Below are 21894 nucleotides of genomic sequence, written 5' to 3' on the forward strand. Positions count from 1 at the left end.
CGGGCCCGGTTCGCTCGAACGCGTCGCATGGCCCCCACGGTAGGCAATCAGCGCCCGCGTGGCAGTTCCCGCTGGTCGCGGCCGGGAAGCCCGGACTGCCGGCGGCCGCCGAGCTCGTCGCGCCGGGCACCGGGCAGGCCGTAGGACTGGTCGCCGGAACCCTCCGGCAGCGCCGAGTAGCGCGGGTCCTGCTGCCCGTAGTCCGCGTCGACCACGGTGGCCGCGAGGTGCTGGGCGCGCAGGGCCTCCGGCGAGCCGGGTGCGAGCTGATATCCGCCCGGCGCGTGCGAGTCCTGGGTGTCGATGGTGACCTTGCGGGTGCGCTTGAGCGTGAAGGTGATCTCCTCGACCTCTTCGAACGCCTGCCTGGCGGTGCGCAGCGGGTGCGTGGCGTTGTCGATCGCGTTGGCCACGAAGGACGGGACCAGCGGGCGGATCAGCCGGGCCGCGGTGTCGGTGAACGGCACCGTGCCGATCAGCGGGAGTTCCAGGCCGCCACCGGTCTTGGGCAGTCGGGCGGGCACGCCGGTGTTCGGCGCGAGGGCGCGCGCGGTGACCGGCACGGGTAGGTTCGAGAATCCTTCGGCAGACACGGAGCTGTCCTTTCGGTCGTCAGCCGGTGCGGCTGGTAGTTCGGGGCGGCGCGGCGGTTCGCTGATGCCGATCTCCAGCCCGCCGATGGCCGCGACGATGCGGGTGCGCTGCCGCTCCCGGTCGATGGCGGTGTCCGCCTCGACCGCGAGGCGGGCGGCGGTGAGTTGCTGTTCGGCGCGCAGCGCCTCGGCCTCGGCGCGCGTCTCGGCCCGCTTGATCGCGATCGCGGCGTCGGCCTCGTGCTCGGCCCGGTCCTGCACATCCAGGAACGCGGTGCGCCGGTCGAACGAGGTCTGGCCGCGCCACCAGCGCAGCAGCAGCGGCAGCAGGGCCAGCGCGATCAACGCGACGATGGTCAGGATGCGCAGCGGCATGGCGCCGCCGTGCTGGGTGGTGTAGTCGTTCATCGCCTGCCAGCGCGCGCCGAGGCCGCGGTCGGCGGTGCTGAACGCGGCCGATTCGGCTGCGGTGACCGCCTTTTCGTCGTCGGCGATGCGCTGATCCAGCGGCTCGACCCGGCCCTGCGCCGTGGCCAGCTGCTTGCGGGCGTCGTCGAGCATGTCGTTGGCGATCTGGGCTTCCGGTCCGCGCCCGGGCACCCTGGTGATCGGCAGCTGCGCGCACTCCGGGCTCGGGCTGAGTTCGCAGCGGGCGATGGTCAGCGAACGGTCGACCTCGGCCTGCGCCTTGGCGATCGACTGATCCAGCGTGCTCCGGTCGGCCCGGGCCTGGTCCAGCGCGGCGCGCGCGGTGACCACCTGGGGTGCGGAAGCGACTGAGCGCTGGGCCCTTTCGTCCAGGGTCTGGTCGACGCTGCCGCCGAAGACGACGATCGCGGCCAGCTCGGCGATCAGGCCGCCGGCCAGTACCGCGAGGGCGAGGCGGCCGAGCAGGCCGAGCCGGTCGGGTCCGCCGCCGGGGCGCGCGGTGGCCAGCGCCCGCGCGATCGCGCCCGCGAGCGCCGCGACGAGCAGTGCCACCAAGAGAATCGCGAGCACCGCCCAGGTGCCGGTCGAGGCCAGCGCGAACCCGGTGATCAGGCCGGACACGGCCGCGAACACCAGCACGGCCACGCCGGTGACGGCGTAGCTGGTGTGTTCGTGGCGGTAGGCGACTTCGCTGTGCTGACCCCCGCCGAGCCAGGTGAACAAGCCGGTGAGGGTCATGGGAACTCACATCCTCTTGGTCCCAGGGGATTTCGCGGGCTCAACCGTCACGGTTTCGTTGTCACAGCGTGACAGGACTGCCCCCGACACACCGAGTGGCATCGGACGTATGTGGGCAGGCTCACAAAACCGCCGATGTGGTGCGGCTACGTGGCGGTGGAAGCGGTCCGGCGCAGGGTGTTTCCCGGCCGTCGGCGGCCGGAACGCGCGGCCGGGTTCCCTTACTCTGACTCGATGATCCGTTTCCGCGCGCACCATCTCGGGAGGTCAGCCCATGCGGTTCGTCACGCTGATGATCATGTCGGCGGCACTGATCGTGTCGCCGGTTAGCGCGAACGCGGATCCGGGCAGCGATCGCGGATCGCTGGACCGCCTGGTCGCGCTGGTGCTCGAGCGCCTGGACACCGGTGACGCGGTGGCCGCGGCGAAGTGGGCGAGCGCCGCGCCGACCGGCGCCGAGCCCACCATCGACGATCCGGCCAGGGAGGCCGTGGTCTACGACGCGATGGCCAGGCTGGGTGCGGACCTCGACCTGCCGGAACGCTGGGTGCGGCAGGTGTTCGCCGCGCAGATCGAGTCCAACAAGATCGTGCAGCGCGGCCTGATCACCCGCTGGCGGTTCGACCCGGCCGCCGCGCCCGCTACGGCCCCCGATCTGGCCTCGGTGCGTCCGGTGATCGACCGGGTGAACGTCGAGATCGTCGACCAGCTGGCCGCGCGGCGCGCCGAACTGACCGCCCCGGATTGTGCGGAAAGATTGGCTTACAGCGTCTTCGATGTATTCGGCGCGGGTAATACCGACGCGCTGCATCAGGCCGCGCTGGTGCGTGCCGCAGCGGCACTGTGTGCGCCGCGTTGAACGCTGCGCGGCGCGCGCAGAACGGTTCTGAGGACGCCCTAAACCCCTTTTTAAGCGCCGGCTTCAGGCCGTGAGTTCACCTGGTCGGCGAATATTCGGTGAAAAGCCCGCCCGCCCGCAATAAGTCGCGTCTATTACCGCCTGACGGCGTATAGGTTTCGGTGACCAAAATGTGTCGAATACCACTCCGCCGTGTTTGCTGCATGTGTGCTGAAAGCCACAGCGAGCAAAAGAATCCGGACGGTCGGATCCCGGCGCAGGCTCGTCAGGACCCTGTCGGAAATCTCTCATCCACCCCGCTTTCGAGTTAGCCGCCGCAGAGTGGTTTGCCGGGTGCTGAGCGAGGGAAATCATCTTCGATGCAGGTGAGAGCGGTTTCCTGACCTTTTTGCGAGGTTTGGGGCCGCTCTCGCGCGCCGGCGGCAGGCGGCTGGCCTCGAGTGCCGCAGGATCGATCATGGGGTACTCGCTGCTTTACACTGGACGACGCGCACACGTGGAGGACCGAATGAAGAAGCCCAGCTAGACCCGGTTATTAGTGCAACCTAAGTTGGTTGGGCCCCGGACCTGACTTATCGTTTGCTCTTACGCCGAACACAGAATGCTCGGCACCCTCGCCCGCTCGGGCAGCTCCTAACCGGTGCTCAGCGTAGCGGGCCGGAACCCGCTTGGAGGTAAGGATCTCGTTAGGGATCTGTTACCGACGAGCACCCACTACGTCACTGAAGCGGGTGAACAACTGGAGACGTGACTGCACGCCGAAGACCATCAGCGCGGCTGGTTTCGGAACGTACGGGCGCAGTCTTGTACGGAGGCATTCAGACGGAATTGCCTATTTCTTTTTCGTCGAACGCCCTTCTTGAAGGCAGAGGCATGATGCAACTTCCTGGCCACAGGTCACCTGGACCCGTCGGGCTCTACGACCCGGCGAACGAACACGACTCCTGCGGTGTCGCGTTCGTCGTCGACATGCACGGCCGCCGCAGCCGCGACATCGTCGACAAGGCTATTACGGCTCTGTTGAACCTGGAGCACCGTGGTGCCGCAGGCGCCGAGCCCAACAGTGGTGACGGCGCCGGCATCCTGATCCAGATTCCGGACCGGTTCTTCCGCGCCATCGTGGACTTCGAGTTGCCGCCGGAGGGCTCCTACGCCTCCGGTATCGCCTTCCTGCCGCAGGCCCGTCGCGAGGCCGCCCGCGCCGCCTACGGCGTGGAGCGGATCGTGCAGGAAGAGGGCCTCGCCGTGCTCGGCTGGCGCGAGGTGCCGATCGACGAGTCGTCGCTCGGTGCGCTGGCCCGCGACGCGATGCCGACGTTCCGGCAGGTCTTCCTCGGCTCCCCGCGGGGTGCGGCCGAGCAACTGTCCGGAATGGACCTGGAACGCCGCGCGTACGTGATCCGCAAGCGGGTCGAGCACGAGCTCGGCAAGGCGGGTCCGGGCGAGGGCACGGTCGGCAAGGAGTCGGTGTACTTCCCGAGCCTGTCCGGGCAGACCTTCGTCTACAAGGGCATGTTCACCACGCCGCAGCTGCGCGCCTTCTACCTCGATCTGCAGGACAGCCGGGTGGAGTCCGCCCTCGGCATCGTGCACTCGCGCTTCTCCACCAACACCTTCCCGTCCTGGCCGCTGGCGCACCCGTTCCGCCGGGTCGCGCACAACGGCGAGATCAACACCGTCACCGGCAACGAGAACTGGATGCGGGCGCGCGAGGCGCTGCTGCGTTCGGACATCTTCGGCATCGACTCGGCCGGCAACAACCGGCTGGAGAAGATCTTCCCGGTCTGTACCCCGGGGGCGAGCGATACCGCGCGCTTCGACGAGGTGCTGGAACTGCTGCACCTCGGCGGCCGCAGCTTGCCCCACGCGGTGCTGATGATGATCCCCGAGGCGTGGGAACGCAACGAGACGATGGATCAGCAGCGTCGCGCCTTCTACGAGTACCACTCGATGCTGATGGAGCCGTGGGACGGCCCGGCGTCGGTGTGCTTCTCCGACGGCACTGTGGTCGGCGCCGTGCTCGACCGCAACGGCCTGCGCCCCAGCCGCATCTGGATCACCGACGACGGCCTGGTCGTGATGGCGTCCGAGGTCGGCGTGCTCGACATCGATCCGTCCAAGGTGGTCCGCAAGGTCCGACTACAACCCGGCCGCATGTTCCTGGTCGACACCTCGCTGGGCCGCATCGTCGGCGACGACGAGCTGAAGACCGACCTTGCGGCCGAGCACCCGTACCAGGAATGGCTGGACTCGGGTGTGACCAAGCTCGAGGACCTGCCCGACCGCCCGCACGTGCACATGTCGCACGACCGGGTGCTGATCCGGCAGCAGATTTTCGGATACACCAACGAAGAACTGAACCTGCTGATCTCGCCGATGGCCAAGACCGGCGGCGAGGCGCTCGGCTCGATGGGCACCGACACCCCGATCGCGGTGCTGTCGTCGCGGCCCCGGCTGCTGTTCGACTACTTCTCCCAGCTGTTCGCGCAGGTCACCAACCCGCCGCTGGACGCGATCCGGGAAGAGGTCGTGACCAGCCTGCGCCGGGCGCTCGGCCCGGAGGCCGACCTGATGCACCCCGGCCCGGAGTCGTGCAAGCAGATCGCCATCGAACAGCCGATCCTGGACAACGATCAGCTGGCCAAGCTGGTGCACATCAACGACGACGGCTCGCAGCCCGAGCTGCGTTCGGTGATCGTGCGCGGCCTGTACCCGGTGGCCAAGGGCGGCAAGGGACTGCGCAAGGCGCTCAAGGCGATCAACACCCAGGTCTCGGCCGCCATCGACGGCGGCGCGCGGATCATCGTGCTGTCCGACCGCGAGTCCAACGAGAAGCTGGCGCCGATCCCGTCGCTGCTGCTGACCTCGTCGGTGCATCACCACCTGGTGCGCGAGCGCACCCGCACCATGGTCGGCCTGGTCGTGGAGGCCGGTGACGCCCGCGAGGTGCACCACATGGCCATGCTGGTCGGCTTCGGCGCGGCCGCGATCAACCCGTACATGGCCTTCGAGACCATCGAGGACATGCTGGAGCGCGGCGCGCTCGACATGCCCGGCAGCACCGGCGATCACGCCGCGGACTTCCGCACGGCGGTCTACAACTACAACAAGGCCGCGAGCAAGGGCGTGCTCAAGGTGATGTCCAAGATGGGCATCTCCACCCTGGCGTCCTACACCGGCGCGCAGCTGTTCCAGGTGATCGGCCTGTCCCAGGACCTGGCCGACGAGTACTTCACCGGCCTGCGCTCGCACCTGGACGGCATCGGCCTCGAGGACATCGCCGCCGACGTCGCCGAGCGGCACCGGATCGCGTTCCTGGAGAACCGCAACGAGCGCGCGCACCGCGAGCTCGAGGTGGGCGGCGAATATCAGTGGCGGCGCGAGGGTGAGTACCACCTGTTCAACCCGGACACCGTGTTCAAGCTGCAGCACGCGACCCGCTCGGGTCAGTACTCCATCTTCAAGGAGTACACCAAGCTGGTCGACGACCAGACCGAGCGGCTGGCCTCGCTGCGCGGCCTGTTCAAGTTCAAGAAGGAGCGCGCGTCGATCTCGATCGACGAGGTCGAGCCGGCTTCGGAGATCGTGAAGCGGTTCTCCACCGGCGCGATGAGCTACGGCTCCATCTCGGCGGAGGCGCACGAGACCCTGGCGATCGCGATGAACCGCCTCGGCGGCCGGTCGAACTCGGGTGAGGGCGGCGAATCGCCGGCCCGCTTCGAGCCGGAGGAGAACGGCGACTGGCGGCGCAGCGCGATCAAGCAGGTGGCGTCGGGCCGCTTCGGCGTGACCGCGCACTACCTGACCAACTGCACCGACATCCAGATCAAGATGGCGCAGGGCGCGAAGCCCGGTGAGGGCGGCCAGCTTCCGGCGCACAAGGTGTACCCGTGGGTCGCCGAGGTGCGGCACTCGACGCCGGGCGTCGGCCTGATCTCGCCGCCGCCGCACCACGACATCTACTCGATCGAGGATCTGGCGCAGCTGATCCACGACCTGAAGAACGCGAACCCGCAGGCGCGGATTCACGTGAAACTTGTTGCGGAGCCCGGCGTCGGCACCGTCGCGGCGGGTGTGTCCAAGGCGCACGCGGACGTGGTGCTGATCTCCGGCCATGACGGCGGCACCGGCGCCTCGCCGCTCACCTCGCTCAAGCACGCGGGCGGCCCGTGGGAACTCGGCCTGGCCGAGACCCAGCAGACGTTGCTGCTCAACGGACTTCGCGATCGGATCGTCGTGCAGGTGGACGGTCAGATGAAGACCGGCCGCGACGTGATGGTCGCCGCGCTGCTCGGCGCCGAGGAATTCGGTTTCGCCACTGCGCCTTTGGTGGTCTCCGGCTGCATCATGATGCGGGTCTGCCACCTCGACACCTGCCCCGTCGGTGTCGCGACGCAGAACCCGGTGCTGCGCGAACGCTTCACCGGCAAGCCGGAATTCGTCGAGAACTTCATGCTGTTCATCGCCGAGGAAGTCCGGGAACACCTGGCGCTGTTGGGCTTCCGCACGCTGGACGAGGCCATCGGCCGGGTCGACCTGCTCGACACCGCCAAGGCCAAGCAGCACTGGAAGGCCAGCAAGCTGGACCTGTCGCCGATCCTCGACAACGTCGAGACCGCGTTCATGTACCAGGACCGGCGCTGCACCAAGACGCAGGACCACGGCCTGGACAAGGCCCTGGATCAGCAGCTGATCTCGCAGAGCCGGGACGCGCTCGAGCGCGGCCAGGCGGTGAAGTTCGAAACCAAGATCACCAATGTGAACCGCACCGTCGGCACCATGCTCGGCCACGAGGTGACCAAGCTCTACGGTGGCGCGGGCCTGCCCGACGACACCATCGACATCACCTTCACCGGTTCCGCGGGCAACAGCTTCGGCGCCTTCGTGCCGGCCGGCATCACGCTGCGCGTGCAGGGTGACGCGAACGACTATGTCGGCAAGGGACTTTCGGGTGGCCACCTGGTGGTGCGCCCGTCGCTCAACGCACCGGCCGAGTTCGTGGCGGAGGAGAACATCATCGCGGGCAACGTGATCCTGTTCGGCGCCACCAACGGCAAGGCGTTCATCCGCGGCGTGGTCGGCGAGCGGTTCGCCGTGCGCAACTCGGGCGCCCTCGCGGTGGTCGAGGGCGTCGGCGACCACGGTCTGGAGTACATGACCGGTGGCCGGGTGGTCATCCTCGGCGAGACCGGACGCAACTTCGGCGCAGGCATGTCCGGCGGCGTCGCGTTCGTCTACAACCCGAACGACACCTTCGAGTCTCGGCTCAACCCCGAGCAGGCCGACGCGGTCGAGCAGCTCTCCGGTGACGACTTCACCTGGCTGCGCGACATCATCACCCAGCACCGCGACCAGACGGGTTCGGCTGTCGCCGAACGCATTCTGGGCGACTGGTCGCAGCAGGTGAACCACTTCGTCAAGCTCATGCCGCGCGAATACAAGAAGGTCCTGCTGGCCATCTCCGAGGCGGAGAAGGCGGGCAAGGACGTGGACGAAGCGATCATGGAGGCGGCCCGTGGCTAGCCTGCACCGCACCCCACCGCTGAGTCCGACGTCCACAGGCAAGATTACGGAGGCCGAACGTGGCTGACGCACAAGGATTTTTGAAGCACACCTCGCGGGAGCTCCCCACCCGCCGGCCGGTCGAACTGCGGTTGATGGACTGGAAAGAGGTCTACGAGCAGGGATATCCGAAGGAGACCCTGCAACGGCAGGCCAGCCGCTGCATGGACTGCGGTATTCCGTTCTGCCACAACGGCTGCCCGCTCGGGAACCTGATCCCCGAGTGGAACGACCTGGTCTACAAGGGCCAGTGGCGCGAGGGCATCGACCGGCTGCACGCGACCAACAACTTCCCGGAGTTCACCGGGCGGTTGTGCCCGGCGCCGTGCGAGGCGTCCTGCGTGCTCGGCATCAACCAGGACCCGGTGACGATCAAGCAGGTCGAGATCGACCTGATCGAGAACGCCTTCGACGAGGGCTGGGTGACCCCGGTCTACCCGACCCGGTTGACCGGCAAGAAGATCGCCGTCGTCGGCTCCGGCCCGGCCGGTCTCGCGGCCGCGCAACAGCTCACCCGCGCCGGTCACACCGTGACCGTGTTCGAGCGGGCCGACCGCATCGGCGGGCTGCTGCGCTACGGCATCCCGGAATTCAAGATGGAGAAGCGCTTCATCGACCGCCGGATGGCGCAGATGGAGGCCGAGGGCACCATCTTCAAGACCGGCGTGAACGTCGGCGTGGACATCACCGCCGAGCAGCTGCGCGAGCAGTACGACTCGATCGTGCTGTCCGGCGGCGCCACCGTCGCGCGTGACCTGCCGATCCCCGGCCGCGAACTCGACGGCATCCACCAGGCCATGGAGTTCCTGCCGTGGGCCAACAAGGTGCAGCTCGGCGACGACGTCACCGACGAGGACGGCCTGCCGCCCATCCACGCGAAGGGCAAGCACGTCATCATCATCGGCGGCGGTGACACCGGCGCCGACTGCCTGGGCACCTCGCACCGGCAGGGCGCCGCCAGCGTCCACCAGTTCGAGATCATGCCGCGTCCGCCGGAGGAGCGTGCCACCTCGACGCCGTGGCCGACCTACCCGCTCATGTTCCGGGTGTCCTCGGCCCATGAAGAGGGCGGCGAGCGGGTGTTCTCCGTGAACACCGAGCGCTTCACCGGCGCCGACGGCAAGGTCACCGGCCTGCAGGCGCACGAGGTCAAGATGGCCAACGGCCGCTTCGAAAAGGTCGACGGCACCGACTTCACCCTCGACGCCGACCTGGTCCTGCTCGCCATGGGCTTCACCGGCCCGGAGAAGCCCGGCCTGCTCGAGGATCTCGGCGTCGGCTACGACCAGCGCGGCAACGTCCAGCGGGACAAGAACTGGGCGACCAACATCCCCGGCGTCTTCGTCGCCGGCGACATGGGCCGCGGCCAATCCCTCATCGTCTGGGCCATCGCCGAAGGCCGCGCCGCGGCCGCCGCGGTGGACCGCTTCCTGGAAGGTGAGACGGCGCTGCCCGCGCCGATCACCCCCACCATGGTCGCGCAGCGATGAGCTGAACCCCTCTCTTACCGGAGCGGAAAAGGCGCCTGTGGACAATGATGTCCGCGGGCGCCTTTGTTCTTCGGCGGCCACGTTCAATTGACAAGGCGCCGACGGCAATCGGACCCCGCCGCACCGGACATACCTGCCGCGCGGGACATAGCGGACAGGGTTTCTCCGTATTTGCCGCGGGCGGGTGGCGCGCGACACTCCCGGGGATGTTTCTGGCCGTCAACGGATTCCGGACGCGGGAATTTCGGTGAGCGGCCGATATTGCGGCAGCGCTCTCGATGTTTGCCAATGCTCGAGGCAGTGCGCAGAACCTCGATGCCTTAAAAGCTGTTTTAGCTGGTCTTATGGAGTGAATATCGCCGAGAGTTCATGATTGCTCTCTGATTGCTCGTCGGCGAGTGGTGGTCCGGCGCCGGTCGCGGCCTGGTTGGGTGCCGGGTTGTGCTGGGGACGTTGAGGTTTGGGCATTCGACGGAAAACGGACGTGGACCGGGGTTTCGGATGGCGTCGGCGGCCGCGGACCTTTATTGTGATCCCGTCGCGCTGCTGATCTTGGGATGTGGGTTGAGGGTCGTAGCCGTCATATCGGTGGGTGGCTGGAGTTAACCCAGCGTGCACTGGACGGTCACTCGTCGGGTTCAGAGTTGGTGCGCAACTTGTCGGGGATATGCCCACGAGGGGCATTGGTTTGGACTGGAGCGGTATGCAGTTGAAGAAGGTTGTCGCGGCTCTTGGTGCATCCGCGACGGTGTTGTCCGGCATGGTGTTCGGCGCCGGTTCCGCGACCGCGGATCCGGGCTGCCCTAACCTCTACGTGGTGGCGATCCCGGGTACCTGGGAGACCGGCAAAGACAAGAAGCCGCAGCCCGGCATGCTGGCCGGCGTCACCAACAATCTGCCTCGCTCGACCGAGGTCGACTACGTGACTTACGCCGCGACCGCCTTCCCGTGGGAGGGCGAGGTCTACGGCAACTCGAAGAAGGAAGCCGTCGACCGGGCGCGCGGCCTGATCTCGGACATGGCGCACTCGTGCGGCGCGACCAAGATCGCGCTGGTCGGCTACAGCCAGGGCGCCGACGCCGCGGGTGATCTCGCGGCCGAGATCGGCACCGGGCTCAGTGTGGTTGCGCCGGAGCGGATCTCCGGCGTCGGCCTGATCTCCGACCCGCGCCGCTCGCCGACCGACGTCCAGGTCGGCCCGCCCGCGCCCGGCGCGGGCGCCGGCGGCCCACGGGTCGGCGGCTTCGGCTGGATCGCCGACCGCTCGCGCACCATCTGCGCGGTGGAGGACCTGTACTGCGCGACCGCGCCGGACGACTTCGTCACCCGGTTCGCCGGCTTCATGGCGCAGGCCTCGGACGCGAACCCGGCCAACATGTGGCGCTACCAGATCGAAGCCGGAAACATCATGAACGACCTGTTCGCGCACGGTGGCGTGCCGACGTTGCAGGCGCAGCTCACCGACTCGGCCAACGAGCAGCGGGCCAAGGACCTGGAGCGGTTCTACAAGTCGCAGGCGCACACCCTGTACGGCAGCTACCCGGTCGGCGGCGGCCAGACCGCCGTCTCCTGGATGCACAACTGGATCGCCGGCATGGCCTGATCCACCCAGCACAAAAGCGAAGGCCCACCTCCGACCACAGGCGGTGGGCCTTCGCTTTTGGGTTCGAGCCGGATCTATCCGGAGCCGGTCGGCGGGAGCAGCTGCTGGAACTGCTGGAGCTGTTGCGGCGCGGCGCCCGGATCCGGGCGGTGGTGCCGGCGGGGGCCGTCCGGGCGGTGCTTGTGATGCGGCCGGCTGATGTCGGCACCCTGCTGGTCCACGTCACCGGCCGCCTGGACCTGGATCGTGGCGTCCGGCGCCGGGGCCTCGGCCGAGGCGGTGGCCGCGAGCGCGCCGACCGGGACGGCGATGAGCGCGCCCGCCGCGGCGATGCCGACGAGGCGCCGCATGGACGTCGATGTTCTGGAGAGCAACACGGAATTCCTTTCTCTCGAACTGTGGGCCACTTCGGGGGTAGTGGCTCACCGGGTCCATAGAAGGTTCCGCGCCTGGGACGCCGGTGCGACGTCCCTGCCAATCGTCTGTGAATGAACCGCTCAGGCTTTGATATTGCGCGGCAACAGGTCCCAGACGTGCCCGTTCTCGTTGATCGTCGCCGCGGTCCGCCGCCCGGTGCGGGAGAACAGGATTCGGGTGATCGAGCAGTAGTCGATCGGGAAGGTCAGCGGCCGTTCCAGCCCGAGAATCTCCTGGAGCAGCACGTTGACCACGCCGCCGTGGGTGAACGCGATGACCGTGTCGGCCGGATCGGTGCCCGCGGCGATCTCGGTGACCGCGTCCAGTACCCGGGATTTGAACGCCTTGCCGTCGATCTGGTCGGGGATGTATCCGGCCTTGATCCGCTCGTAGACCTCGCGGAACTCGACCTTGGCGTCCTCGATCGGAATGTAGGCGGGCAGGTTGCGATCGTATTCGGCCAGGTCGTCGATGATGTCGACGCCGAGCCCGAGCTTCGCCGCGGTCGGCGCGGCGGTCTCGCGCGCCCGGCGCTGCGGGCTGCTCACCACCCGGGTGATCCGATGCTGACTCAACGCGGCAGGCACCCGGTCGGCCTGCTCGACGCCGACGGGCGCGAGCTCGGGATCGGCGGGACCGGCCGAGTTCACGATCCGGCGCGGCTGGGCATGGCGAACGAGGATCAACTGCACCCGCCCCACTCTGCCGCATCGATGGCGAACCCTCGATCCGGGCGGGACGCGAACGGCCCGGCTCGCGTGTTGCGAACCGGGCCGTTTCGGCTGTCGGGGTTACTGCTTGCGGCGCCGCATCAGCAGGTAGACGCCGCCGATGATGGCCGCGACCACGAGCAGGCAGCAGAGCCCGCCGATGATCAGCCCACCGCTGCCGCGCTTCTTTTTCTTGGCCGCCAGTTCCATTGCCGAGTTCCAGGTGTCCGGGCTCGCCCAAGCGCTGTGGTCCACCAGGCTCAATTGGTCAGCAGGTCAAGATACATTTTCGAACCCCATCTCGGTTATCGGTCTCCTCCCGGGGCCGAAGATTTCTCGGCCGCCCCGGCCCGATTCCCAAGCGTAGCTGTCCGATTCGTCGCCTGTGCACCCTTCGCCGGCAATGCTTCGTTCAGCGCGGCTTCACCAACGGGAACGGCAAGGTCTCGCGGATGCTGCGTCCGGTGATCAACATGACCACTCGGTCCACGCCCATGCCGAGCCCGCCGGTGGGCGGCATCGCGTGCTCGAGCGCCTGCAGGAAGTCCTCGTCGAGCTCCATCGCCTCCGGGTCGCCGTTGGCCGCGAGCAGCGACTGCTCGGTGAGCCTGCGCCGCTGCTCGACCGGATCGGTGAGTTCGCTGTAGGCGGTGCCGAGCTCGACGCCCCAGGCGACCAGGTCCCAGCGTTCGGTGACGCCCTCGATGCTGCGATGGGCGCGGGTCAGCGGGGACACCGAGGTGGGGAAGTCGATGTAGAAAGTCGGTTCCTCCGTGTGGGATTCGACCAGATGCTCGTACATCTCCAGCACCACCTGCCCGGCGTCCCAGCCGTGCTGATAGGGCACCTCGGCCTTGTCGCACAGTTCGCGCAGCTGCTCCAGGCCGGTCTGCGGGGTGACCTCCGCGCCGATCGCCTCGGACACCGCGCCGTGCACCGTCTTCACCGCCCACTCGCCGGAGATGTCCACCGGCGCATAGGTTCCGTCGCTCTGCGGCCGCAACGCGACCATCGCCCCGTTCGCCGCGAGCGCGGCGTCCTGGATGAGCTGGCGGCAGACGTGCATCATCCGCTCGTAGTCGCTGTGCGCCTCGTACGCCTCGAGAATGGTGAACTCGGGGTTGTGGCTGAAGTCGACGCCCTCGTTGCGGAAGGTCCGGCCGATCTCGAACACCTTCTCCATGCCGCCGACGCAGAGCCGCTTCAGGTACAGCTCGGGCGCGATCCGCAGATACAGATCCAGGTCGTAGGCGTTGATGTGGGTGAGGAACGGGGTGGCGTTGGCGCCGCCGTGCACCTGCTGCAGGATCGGCGTCTCCACCTCCAGATAACCCCAGGCGTTCAACGAGTCGCGCAGCGAGCGCACCACCGCGCTGCGCTTGGCGAGCACCTCCCTGGTCTCCGGGTTGATCGCCATGTCGACGTAGCGCTGGCGCACCTTCGCCTCGGGGTCGGACAGGCCTTTCCACTTGTCCGGCAACGGATGCAGGCACTTGCCGAGCATCCGCCAGTCCGCCGCGAGCAGCGACAGCTCGCCGCGGCGACTGCTGCCGATCTGACCGCTGACCTCGATCAGGTCGCCCAGGTCGAAGAACTCGGTGAACTCCGCGCTGCGCTCGGCGCCGACCCGATCCCGGTCGATCACCAGCTGGATGTCGTCGGTCCAGTCCCGCACCACCGCGAAGATCACGCCGCCGTAGTCGCGGATGCGCAGCAGCCTGCCGCAGACCCGGACCGTGGTGCCGCGCGGCGACTGCCTGGCCCCGGCGACGGTGTGCGTCGGCGGGTAGGCGACCGGGTACGCCTCGACGCCGGACGTGGTGAGCCGGTCCAGCTTGTCCATCCGCACCCGCACCTGCTCGGGGCGGCGCGGCAGCTGCTCGGTGCCCTCGACCGGGCCGGGCTCCGGCGGGCTGCCGTCGGCGTGCAGCCCGGTCATGGTCGCGGGCACCGCGCTGTGCATGCCGGTGTGGGTGATGGTGTCGGGTTCCTTGCCGAAGCGCGGCAGGAAGCCCTCGGCGAGCGCGCTGGCCACCGCGACCCGAGGCAGCTGCCTGCGCTCCTCGAACAGGAAAAACCTTGGCACCCAGTGCGGTTGGTACTTCACGTTGGAGCGGTACAGCGCCTCCAGCTGCCACCACCGGGAAAAGAACAGCAGCACACCGCGCCACAGCCGCAGCACCGGACCGGCGCCGATCCGCCCGCCCTCCTCGAACACCGAGCGGAACACCGCGAAGTTCAGCGAGACCTTGGTGATTCCCTGCTGCTCGGAGTTGAGCGCGAGCTGCGAGATCATCAGCTCCATCACGCCGTTCGGGCCGTGCGGGTCGCGCCGCATCAGCTCCAGCGAGACGCCGGTGCGGCCCCACGGGACCAGCGACAGCATGCCGAGCACCCGATCTTGCCCGTTCACCGCCTCGACCAGCAGGCAGTCCGCGTCCAGCGGATCGCCGAGCCGGCCGAGCGCCATCGAGAAGCCGCGCTCGGTCTCGGTGTCGCGCCAGGCGTCCGCGCGGGCGATCACCTGCTTGAACTCGTCGGCCGGAATGTCGCGGTGCCTGCGGATCCGGACCGTGATGCCGTGTTTGCGCAACCGGTTCGCGGCCTGACGGACCGGCTTCATCTCGGGGCCGGCCAGGGAGAACGTCCTGGTGTCCAGGATCGCCTCGTCGCCGAGCCGGATCGCGGACAGGCCGGCCCGCCGGTAGGACGTCGCGCCCAGCTCGCTGGCGCCCATGACCGCTGGGGCCCAGCCGAATTGGTCGGCCAGCCGCAACCACGCGTCGATCGCCTGCGGCCACGCCTCGCGGATGCCGATCGGGTCACCGCTGGCCAGGCAGACGCCCAGCTCCACCCGATAGGTGACCGCCGCCTTACCACTCGGCGCGAACACCACCGCCTTGTCCCGGCGGGTGGCGAAGTAGCCGAGCGAGTCCTCCAGATCGGAGCGCTCCAGCAGGCCGCGGATCGCGGATTCGTCCCGTCCGGTCATCGCGTTGGCCGCGCGCTGCGAGCGCAGCAGGATGATCACCGCGGCGAGCAGCGCGATGGCGCCGAACAGGCCGAGCAGGAAGTTGACGAACGGGCGCGGGTGCCCGTCGAAGTGTTCGTTGTCCACCAGCACCGCTGCGGTTACCCGATAGATGGCCCAGCCGGGCCGCTGCGCGCCGCGCGGCAGCGATCCGGGGAACAACTCGACCAGACCCCAGCCGAGCATGCAGCCGACCGTCAGGCCGCCGATCAGCACGCCGAGCGCCTTCCAGCCCGCCCCGCGGCGCACCTTCGTGTAGAACTCGCGCCAGGCCGCGATCAGCACGCCCATCACCGCGAGGTGCACGATCATCGCGACCAGCGCGTCGATATTGCCGGTGTCGGCGAAATCCAGGCCGTCGGCCAGCGCGTACAGCGACACATAACCCAGCAGCAGCCACCAGGCGATGCGCTTGCGGCTGGCCAGCGCGCCCGCGAGCAGGCCGATGATCAGCGCCCACATCAGGTTGGTGTCGGGCGCGTCGAAGTAATAGTTGTCGATGTAGCGGCGTGGTACCTGGGTCAGGAAACGTAAGCCGGGCGAGAGGCTCCAGAGGAAACACGCCACCGCGAAAACCCCGAGCACCAGACCCGCGATATGCGGGACCTCTGCCAGCCGTCCGTGCCCCCGATGGGGGACCGGTGGGGTCGGTCTGTCCGCGGGCGGTTCGATCAGGTGTTGCCGGGCTTGCGTGGTGGTCACTGAACCAGTGTGTACGGTGCCGCCGTCGCGGTGCTCGAAGACCTCCCGGGCATGTCGGTTCTCGGCGCGTCGCACACGCGTGTCAGCGACCCGCGCGGGGGCTGGCGTTTACCGATTCCCGAGGCCAGGTAAGGATGTAACGCATGGCAGAACCAGTCGACGTACCGATCGATGACGAAGGCATTCGGCTCGGTCAGTTCCTGAAATTGGCCAATCTGATCGAATCCGGCTCGGAGGCGAAGACGGTGATCGCCTCCGGTCTGGTGCGGGTGAACGACGAGGTGGAACTGCGGCGCGGGCGGCAGTTGCAGATTGGCGACGTCGTCACCCTCGCCGGCCATCAGGCGAGGGTGTCGGTCTGACCTGCCTGTTCTAGTCTTCGGCGCGGACCACGACACCGTCGTGGTCGCTGTAGAGCACGTCGCCGGGCACGAAGGTGACGCCGCCGAACTCGACCGGGACGTCGCGGTCGCCGCTGCCGGTCTGGGTGCTCTTGCGCGGGTTGGTGCCCAGCGCCTTGATGCCGATGTCGAGGGTGCGCAGGATCGCCGAGTCGCGCACCGCGCCGTTGATGATCACGCCGGCCCAGCCGTTGTCCACGCCGCGCCCGGCGATGATGTCGCCGACCAGCGCGGTGTGCACGCTCGCGTCGCCGTCCACGACCAGCACCTTGCCCTGGCCCGGTTCGCCGAGCGTCTGCTTGACCAGCAGGTTGTCCTGGAAGCAGCGGATGGTGGTGATCCGGCCGGAAAAGGCCGCGCGGCCGCCGAACTGGATGAACTGCGTGTCGCAGCTGCGGATCTCGGGGCCGATCTCGTCGGCCAGGTCGGCAGTGGCGACAACTTCATTCTGCGATTCGGTCACCAGCCCAGCTTAGGGGTGGCCGAGCGGCAATTTCGGAAGGGCCGCTCCCGCTGTGACATCGATCGCTATAGGTATGCCGAGGGCCGCTAACGGTGCCCGTAGTGCAGTTCGTACATCTCCCGATCGTGCTCGGAGAACTTGGCGCGGTCGACCAGATCGGGATTCAACCCGTGCTGGACGAGACGGTAGCGGCGCCAGACATAGCTGAGCGCCACGGTGAAGATGACCATCGGGACGATCATCATCACGATCAAGCCGATCTTGAGCGGCATCGGCCCCGGAAAGAGCAGTACCAGCGCGAAGAACGGGATGACGGGCCCGAGAAACCGGACGAGATAGCGTTCCATGGCCCCGTGTCCGACGAGGTCGCGGATGACCCACTCGTGCAGCTCCGCGGGGAGCTCGCGGCCCAGATCGTAGGCGATCCGCTGCCTGATTGTGGGATTGTTCATACCTGAAGGCTATGCCTGTGGTATCGGTCACCGCTAGGTTGCTGGGCGGGTCACCCTCGCCCGTGCCTGCGCTCGTAGGCGAGGCGTTCCGGCTCGGCCCGGCGGCGCGCGTCCGCGTCGGCCAGCGCGGGATCGAGACCGTGCTTGATCAGCCGGTGCCGTCGGTAGACGTACATCAACGCCACGGTGAAATAGATCAGCGGCAGATACAGCAGCGCCATCATCGCCAGGCCCATCCACAGCGGGCCCGGCAGCAGCAGGAACAGCATGAGCACCGGGATCAGCGGCACCAGGATGCGCAACAGATAACGCCGCGTCGCGCCCGGGCCGACCAGGTCCGCGCGCACCCAGTCGGTCATCGACGTGGGCAGGGTGCGCCCGGCGGCGTACCCGATCCGCTGGAAGAAGGACGGTGTGGCGCTCATCGGTCAAGCATCCCCTATGGACCGGTCAGTGCACGGACCCGTCCGACTCGGTCGCCCGGTTCCGGTGGAACGCCGTGATCTGCGTGATCAGGTTGTGCGTGGTGTGCTGCACCGCGATCTTCACGAACGGCTCGATGGTCTTGCCGAGCGCGCGCCCGGCCAGCCCGCCGCCGACCCGGAAGTCGACGATCGCGTCGACGGTGCACTGCGCGTCGCCCTTGGGGTGGAACAGGAAGGTCGACTCGACCTCGAAGCCCTTGATCGACTTCACCGCGATGACGGCGTTCTCCTCCCAGCGCACGACCTCGATCCGCGACTTGAGCGAGGCGGGCCCCAGCTTGATGTGCCCGTCGAACGCGGCGCCCACGCCGACCGTCTGCGCGCCGACCGGGGTGAAGGACTGGATGCCGTAGAGGAAGCGCGGCAGGTTCTGGTAGTCGTTCACGTAGGCGAACGCGGACTCCGCCGACGCGGCACAGTCCTCGACGATCTTCACTTCGGTCATGGGAAAACAGTAACTGGTTTCGATCCGGGTCGCCTGGGCCCGTGCGCCGGGTCAGGCGGTGACCGCGAGGGTGGCGGCCAGGCCGAAGGCCAGTGCCATCACCACGACTTCGATGGTCGCCCGGCGCAGCGAGGCCGCGGCGGTCATCCGGTGGTCGGCGGCTCGATGCACCCAGCTGCGCCGCCACCACCAGCCCAGCGCCAGCAGCCCGAGCAGCACAACGGTTTTCGCGAGCAGGACGCGTCCGTACCCGGTCGTGACGAACGGCGTGATCCCGCCGACCCGCACCAGCCCGTTCAGCAGTCCGGTCACCCCCACCGCCGCGACCAGCGGCAACGCCATCGCCGAATACCGCGGCAGCACCACCGCCCACTCGCCGCGGGTCCGCACCACCAGCGCGAGCGCGACGAGCAGCCCGAACCAGGCCGCCGCGGCCAGCGCGTGCACCGCGGCGAGCACCGACCCGAACGTCTGCTGGGACATGTGCCCGGTGATCGGCCGCAAGGCCAGCGCCACCGCCGCGAACACCAGCACCAGATCGGCGGACGCGATCTCCGCGCGCCGGAAGGCCACCGCCGAATAGACCGCGACCGCGCCGACGCCGACCAGAATGGCGATGCCGATCTGCCCGCCGCTGAGCTTCACCAGAAAGGTGCCGAACTCCCCGGCCGCGAGCTTGCCGACCGGCACGCCCACCACCTCGGCCGCCTCGAACACCAGCACCGCGAACTCGGTGCCGCACCAGAATCCGGCCAGCACCGCGAGCAACCGCCACGGCGGCGTCAACCGCGCGTGCACCCGGGGCAGCGCGGCCAGCCCGAGCACCGTCGCACCGACCCCGTCGGCCAGCACCCGGACGGTCGCCTCGGCCGCGAAACCCGCGGGAAGCGTCAGCGCCCAAGCGATGACGACGCCGAGCAGCCCGGCCGGGACGATCAGCAGCACCGGCCACGGTGCGCGCGCGGTACCACGCCGCGCACCGCCCCGGCCGCCGATCGTCCTACCCGTCACTGCTGCTTCGGTTTCCGGTTCCTGCCGCCGAACAGCGCGAACGCCAGGCCGCCGCCGAACAGCACCACGGCGCCGACGATGAAGACCCACAGCGGAATTCCGTCGGAGCCGTCCTTGTCCGAGCCGGCGCCGTTGGCGTTCGGCTTCTCGCCGGGCACGCCGTTGCCCGCCTTGCTGAGCGTGAAATGCCGCTTGCCGCTGACCGGATGGCCGTCCGCCGAGGTCACCCGGTAGGCCACCGTGTACTCGCCGACCGGGCCGAGCTCGCCCACCTCGACGCTGACCGTGTTGCCGTCCACCGTCGGGGAGCCCTTCGACCACAGGTTGCCGTCCGGCCCGACCACGGTGAGCGCCGGGAAGCTGGGCTGCAACGCCTCGTTGAAGGTGATGCTGGCCCTGGCCGGTCCCGCGTCGACCGTCGCGCCGTCGTCCGGCACGCTGGCCGTCGGCGCGGAATGCGCGGCGGCGGTTCCCGTTGCGGCGAAACCGAATCCGAGCAGGAACACCCCCGCGACGAGCGCGGTGAGTAGTCGCCGGATCACGACTGCCGCGCCCGGATCACGTTGCCGAGGCCCAGCGCGACGCCGAGCAGGCCGAGGGCCAGGCCGATGCCGCCGAGCCAGCGGGCGGTGTTGTCGGTGTCGTCGCTGGACGAACTCGCGGCCGCGGCGGTGGCCCCGTGGTCGTCGCCGGCCTTGCCCTTGGCCAGGGTCAGCGACGGAGCCGGATGCTCGGGCTCCGCGCCGTCCTTACCCGCGGGCTGATTCCAGTCGACCACCTTGCCGTCGCTGTAGGTCTGCTTGGCCGGGAAGCTGACCGACTCCTGGCTGGGCAGCGGGCCGAGCGCGATGGCGAAGCGCTGGAACTGGCCGGGGCCGACGCCGGCGTTGCCCGGCTCGGCGGTCCAGGTGATCGCGGTGATCTCCGCCTTGTCGTTCTTCTCGATCTTGGCCGACCAGCCGGGGATCGGTTCGGTGCGTGCGCTTTTCAGGTTGGGCAGGGTGACGGTGAGCGCGGTGGTGCTCGCCGTGTCGGATTCGGTGGGCACCCGCAGGGTGATCACCCCGTACTTGCCCTGCTGGGCGCCTGGCGCGTCGACGGTGACGTGCGCGGCGGCGGTGCCCGCGGCGAGGAACATGAGGGTGGCGGCGGCCACGGCCGTGCCGGTGGCGCGCGAAATCGAACGGTGCATGAAGGAAAGACTTTCTGTCCGAAGGGGAGTGGTGCGGCGGGTCAGGCCGGCACCGGCGGCGCGCGCGGGCCGATCGCACCCTTCGGCGGGCAGCGGTAGTGCGGGAGACCGGGATCGGACCAGTGCGCCGGTCCGGCGATCCGCGGGAGATCCGGCTTGGCCAGCACCGCGCGGACCGCGCCGGAGACCACCGCGTAGAGCCGCTCGGTGACCGCGATGACCGCGGCGCAGCCGAGCGTGGCGAGCGCGTGCGCGACCAGCATCCAGCCGGTGGGCAGCGGATTCGTTGCGGCAGCGGGATGTTCGTGCCCGAGCAGGCCGGACAGCACGACGTGACTCGCCACCTGCCCGAGCATCAGCAGCCCGAGTACCGAACCACGCCCACCGGCAAGCACATTCGCCGCGCAACCGGCCAGCGCGGCGACCAGCAGCACCAGCGTCAGCTCCGCCGAACCGGGGAAACCGCCGCCCGCGCTGCCGTGCGCGGCGACCGCGAGCACCCCCACCAGCACGCCGACCAGACCACCACGCAGGTAGCCGGTATGCGGTGACGGGGGCATCGCGCGGAAGGTCAGCGCACGCCGAGCTGGGCGAGCACGTCCGCTTCGACTCCGGACAGTTCCTCGGCGATCGAGGCGTGCACGGCCCGGCGGCGCGGCGCGGGCATCTGCTCGGCGGTCTGCACCGCGGCGGCCAGGCTGTCCAGCCGGGCCTGGGTGGCCGCGATGAACTTCTGCGTGTCGCCCTTGTCCTTGCCGCCCTGCGCACCGACCTTGTTCAGCGCCGCTTCGGTATTCACGATCCGGGCCTGCAACTTCGCGCCGTGCCCGCCGAAGTCGCCGAGCTGCTCGATGCCGATGCCGAGCTGCTGGGCCTTGCGGGTATCCAGCTGCGCGCGCACGAACGTCGCGGCGCGATAGGCCAGCGGCGCGAGCACCGGAATCAGCACCCGGGCGACGCCGAGGTACTTCTTCATCTGACTCGCGCTGAACAGCTCGCGCTCGGCCTTGGCGGCCAGCTTGAGCGAGGCCTTCTCCTCCGCCTGCAACGCCGAGATCTGCGCCTTGGCCACCTTGCGCTGGGTACGGGCCTCCGCGCGGCGGGCCTTGCGGTCGTTCTTCGCGACCAGCTTGGCTTCCAAACCGGCCTTGTGCTTGAGAGCTTTCGCCTCGGCCCTGCGGCTCGGGCGCCGCTTGCGCTTCGTGAACAACCCCATCGAAGGCCCTCCGTCATGCTGGTTTGCCATGGCAGTACGACGCCGGGGAAAGCCCCTCCGCCCATGTCACACGGTTTGCCTTTTACCCTAACGGG

19 protein-coding genes are annotated in these 21894 nt (G+C 68.7%); 5 read left to right on the forward strand and 14 right to left on the reverse strand.

Features of this window, described 5'->3' with window-relative positions; translation table 11 throughout:
• Positions 1 to 47: 47 nt before the first annotated feature.
• On the reverse strand, positions 48 to 1760 hold the full coding sequence (locus tag AB0M22_RS14885) for a DUF4407 domain-containing protein (RefSeq protein WP_364725796.1): 1713 nt from the start codon (positions 1758 to 1760) through the stop codon (positions 48 to 50).
• A 274-nt stretch (positions 1761 to 2034) separates the two neighbouring features.
• Here AB0M22_RS14885 and aroQ point away from each other — a divergent pair, with 274 nt between their 5' ends.
• The 4 genes from aroQ (at position 2035) to AB0M22_RS14905 (ending at position 11274) form a co-directional block, all read left to right on the forward strand.
• Positions 2035 to 2619: a gamma subclass chorismate mutase AroQ gene (gene aroQ / locus AB0M22_RS14890; protein WP_364725800.1), complete on the forward strand. Its 585-nt coding sequence runs from the start codon at positions 2035 to 2037 to the stop codon at positions 2617 to 2619.
• Positions 2620 to 3492: 873 nt separating this feature from the next.
• Entirely contained in the window at positions 3493 to 8142 is a 4650-nt protein-coding gene (gene gltB, locus AB0M22_RS14895) for a glutamate synthase large subunit (RefSeq protein WP_364725803.1), read from the forward strand.
• 59 nt (positions 8143 to 8201) lie between these two features.
• Entirely contained in the window at positions 8202 to 9671 is a 1470-nt protein-coding gene (locus AB0M22_RS14900) for a glutamate synthase subunit beta (protein WP_364725806.1), read from the forward strand.
• Positions 9672 to 10374: 703 nt separating this feature from the next.
• The gene (locus AB0M22_RS14905) at positions 10375 to 11274 is read left to right on the forward strand and encodes a cutinase family protein (RefSeq protein ID WP_364725809.1); all 900 of its coding nucleotides are present in this window, start codon (positions 10375 to 10377) and stop codon (positions 11272 to 11274) included.
• A 74-nt stretch (positions 11275 to 11348) separates the two neighbouring features.
• On the opposite strand, the gene AB0M22_RS14910 is transcribed toward AB0M22_RS14905, so the two are convergent.
• The 4 genes from AB0M22_RS14910 to lysX form a co-directional block, all read right to left on the reverse strand.
• Entirely contained in the window at positions 11349 to 11624 is a 276-nt protein-coding gene (locus AB0M22_RS14910) for a hypothetical protein (protein WP_364725812.1), read from the reverse strand.
• Between the two features lie 147 nt (positions 11625 to 11771).
• Positions 11772 to 12383, reverse strand: a complete 612-nt coding sequence (locus tag AB0M22_RS14915) for a histidine phosphatase family protein (protein ID WP_364725815.1) — start codon at positions 12381 to 12383, stop codon at positions 11772 to 11774.
• 99 nt (positions 12384 to 12482) lie between these two features.
• On the reverse strand, positions 12483 to 12656 hold the full coding sequence (locus tag AB0M22_RS14920) for a hypothetical protein (RefSeq protein WP_364725818.1): 174 nt from the start codon (positions 12654 to 12656) through the stop codon (positions 12483 to 12485).
• A gap of 157 nt (positions 12657 to 12813) precedes the next feature.
• Complete coding sequence (lysX, locus tag AB0M22_RS14925; protein WP_364725821.1) at positions 12814 to 16134, reverse strand: bifunctional lysylphosphatidylglycerol synthetase/lysine--tRNA ligase LysX; 3321 nt, start codon at positions 16132 to 16134, stop codon at positions 12814 to 12816.
• 143 nt (positions 16135 to 16277) lie between these two features.
• Here lysX and AB0M22_RS14930 point away from each other — a divergent pair, with 143 nt between their 5' ends.
• Positions 16278 to 16496, forward strand: a complete 219-nt coding sequence (locus AB0M22_RS14930) for an RNA-binding S4 domain-containing protein (protein ID WP_040729260.1) — start codon at positions 16278 to 16280, stop codon at positions 16494 to 16496.
• A 10-nt stretch (positions 16497 to 16506) separates the two neighbouring features.
• Here AB0M22_RS14930 and rraA read toward each other — a convergent pair whose 3' ends face one another.
• The 9 genes from rraA to AB0M22_RS14975 form a co-directional block, all read right to left on the reverse strand.
• Positions 16507 to 16998, reverse strand: coding sequence for a ribonuclease E activity regulator RraA (gene rraA, locus AB0M22_RS14935; RefSeq protein ID WP_364725826.1), 492 nt, complete (start codon positions 16996 to 16998; stop codon positions 16507 to 16509).
• A gap of 86 nt (positions 16999 to 17084) precedes the next feature.
• Positions 17085 to 17450 (reverse strand): DUF5313 family protein, encoded by a 366-nt coding sequence (locus AB0M22_RS14940; RefSeq protein ID WP_364725829.1) that lies wholly within the window; start codon positions 17448 to 17450, stop codon positions 17085 to 17087.
• Between the two features lie 50 nt (positions 17451 to 17500).
• Positions 17501 to 17875: a DUF5313 family protein gene (locus tag AB0M22_RS14945; RefSeq protein ID WP_364725832.1), complete on the reverse strand. Its 375-nt coding sequence runs from the start codon at positions 17873 to 17875 to the stop codon at positions 17501 to 17503.
• 25 nt (positions 17876 to 17900) lie between these two features.
• Complete coding sequence (locus AB0M22_RS14950) at positions 17901 to 18380, reverse strand: SRPBCC family protein (protein WP_364725835.1); 480 nt, start codon at positions 18378 to 18380, stop codon at positions 17901 to 17903.
• Positions 18381 to 18431: 51 nt separating this feature from the next.
• Positions 18432 to 19391: a CopD family protein gene (locus AB0M22_RS14955; protein WP_364725838.1), complete on the reverse strand. Its 960-nt coding sequence runs from the start codon at positions 19389 to 19391 to the stop codon at positions 18432 to 18434.
• Positions 19388 to 19897 (reverse strand): copper resistance CopC family protein, encoded by a 510-nt coding sequence (locus AB0M22_RS14960; RefSeq protein ID WP_364726939.1) that lies wholly within the window; start codon positions 19895 to 19897, stop codon positions 19388 to 19390. The genes AB0M22_RS14955 and AB0M22_RS14960 overlap by 4 nt, the downstream gene beginning before the upstream one ends.
• Before the next feature lie 32 nt (positions 19898 to 19929).
• A complete protein-coding gene (locus AB0M22_RS14965; RefSeq protein WP_364725841.1) occupies positions 19930 to 20583 on the reverse strand; it encodes a YcnI family protein in 654 nt (217 codons plus the stop codon).
• A gap of 41 nt (positions 20584 to 20624) precedes the next feature.
• A complete protein-coding gene (locus AB0M22_RS14970) occupies positions 20625 to 21143 on the reverse strand; it encodes a hypothetical protein (RefSeq protein WP_364725844.1) in 519 nt (172 codons plus the stop codon).
• A gap of 11 nt (positions 21144 to 21154) precedes the next feature.
• A complete protein-coding gene (locus AB0M22_RS14975; protein WP_364725847.1) occupies positions 21155 to 21799 on the reverse strand; it encodes a DUF6474 family protein in 645 nt (214 codons plus the stop codon).
• Positions 21800 to 21894 lie beyond the last annotated feature (95 nt).

Origin of the sequence: Nocardia sp. NPDC051756, assembly GCF_040681495.1 — a bacterium.
Taxonomy (GTDB): Bacteria; Actinomycetota; Actinomycetes; order Mycobacteriales; family Mycobacteriaceae; genus Nocardia.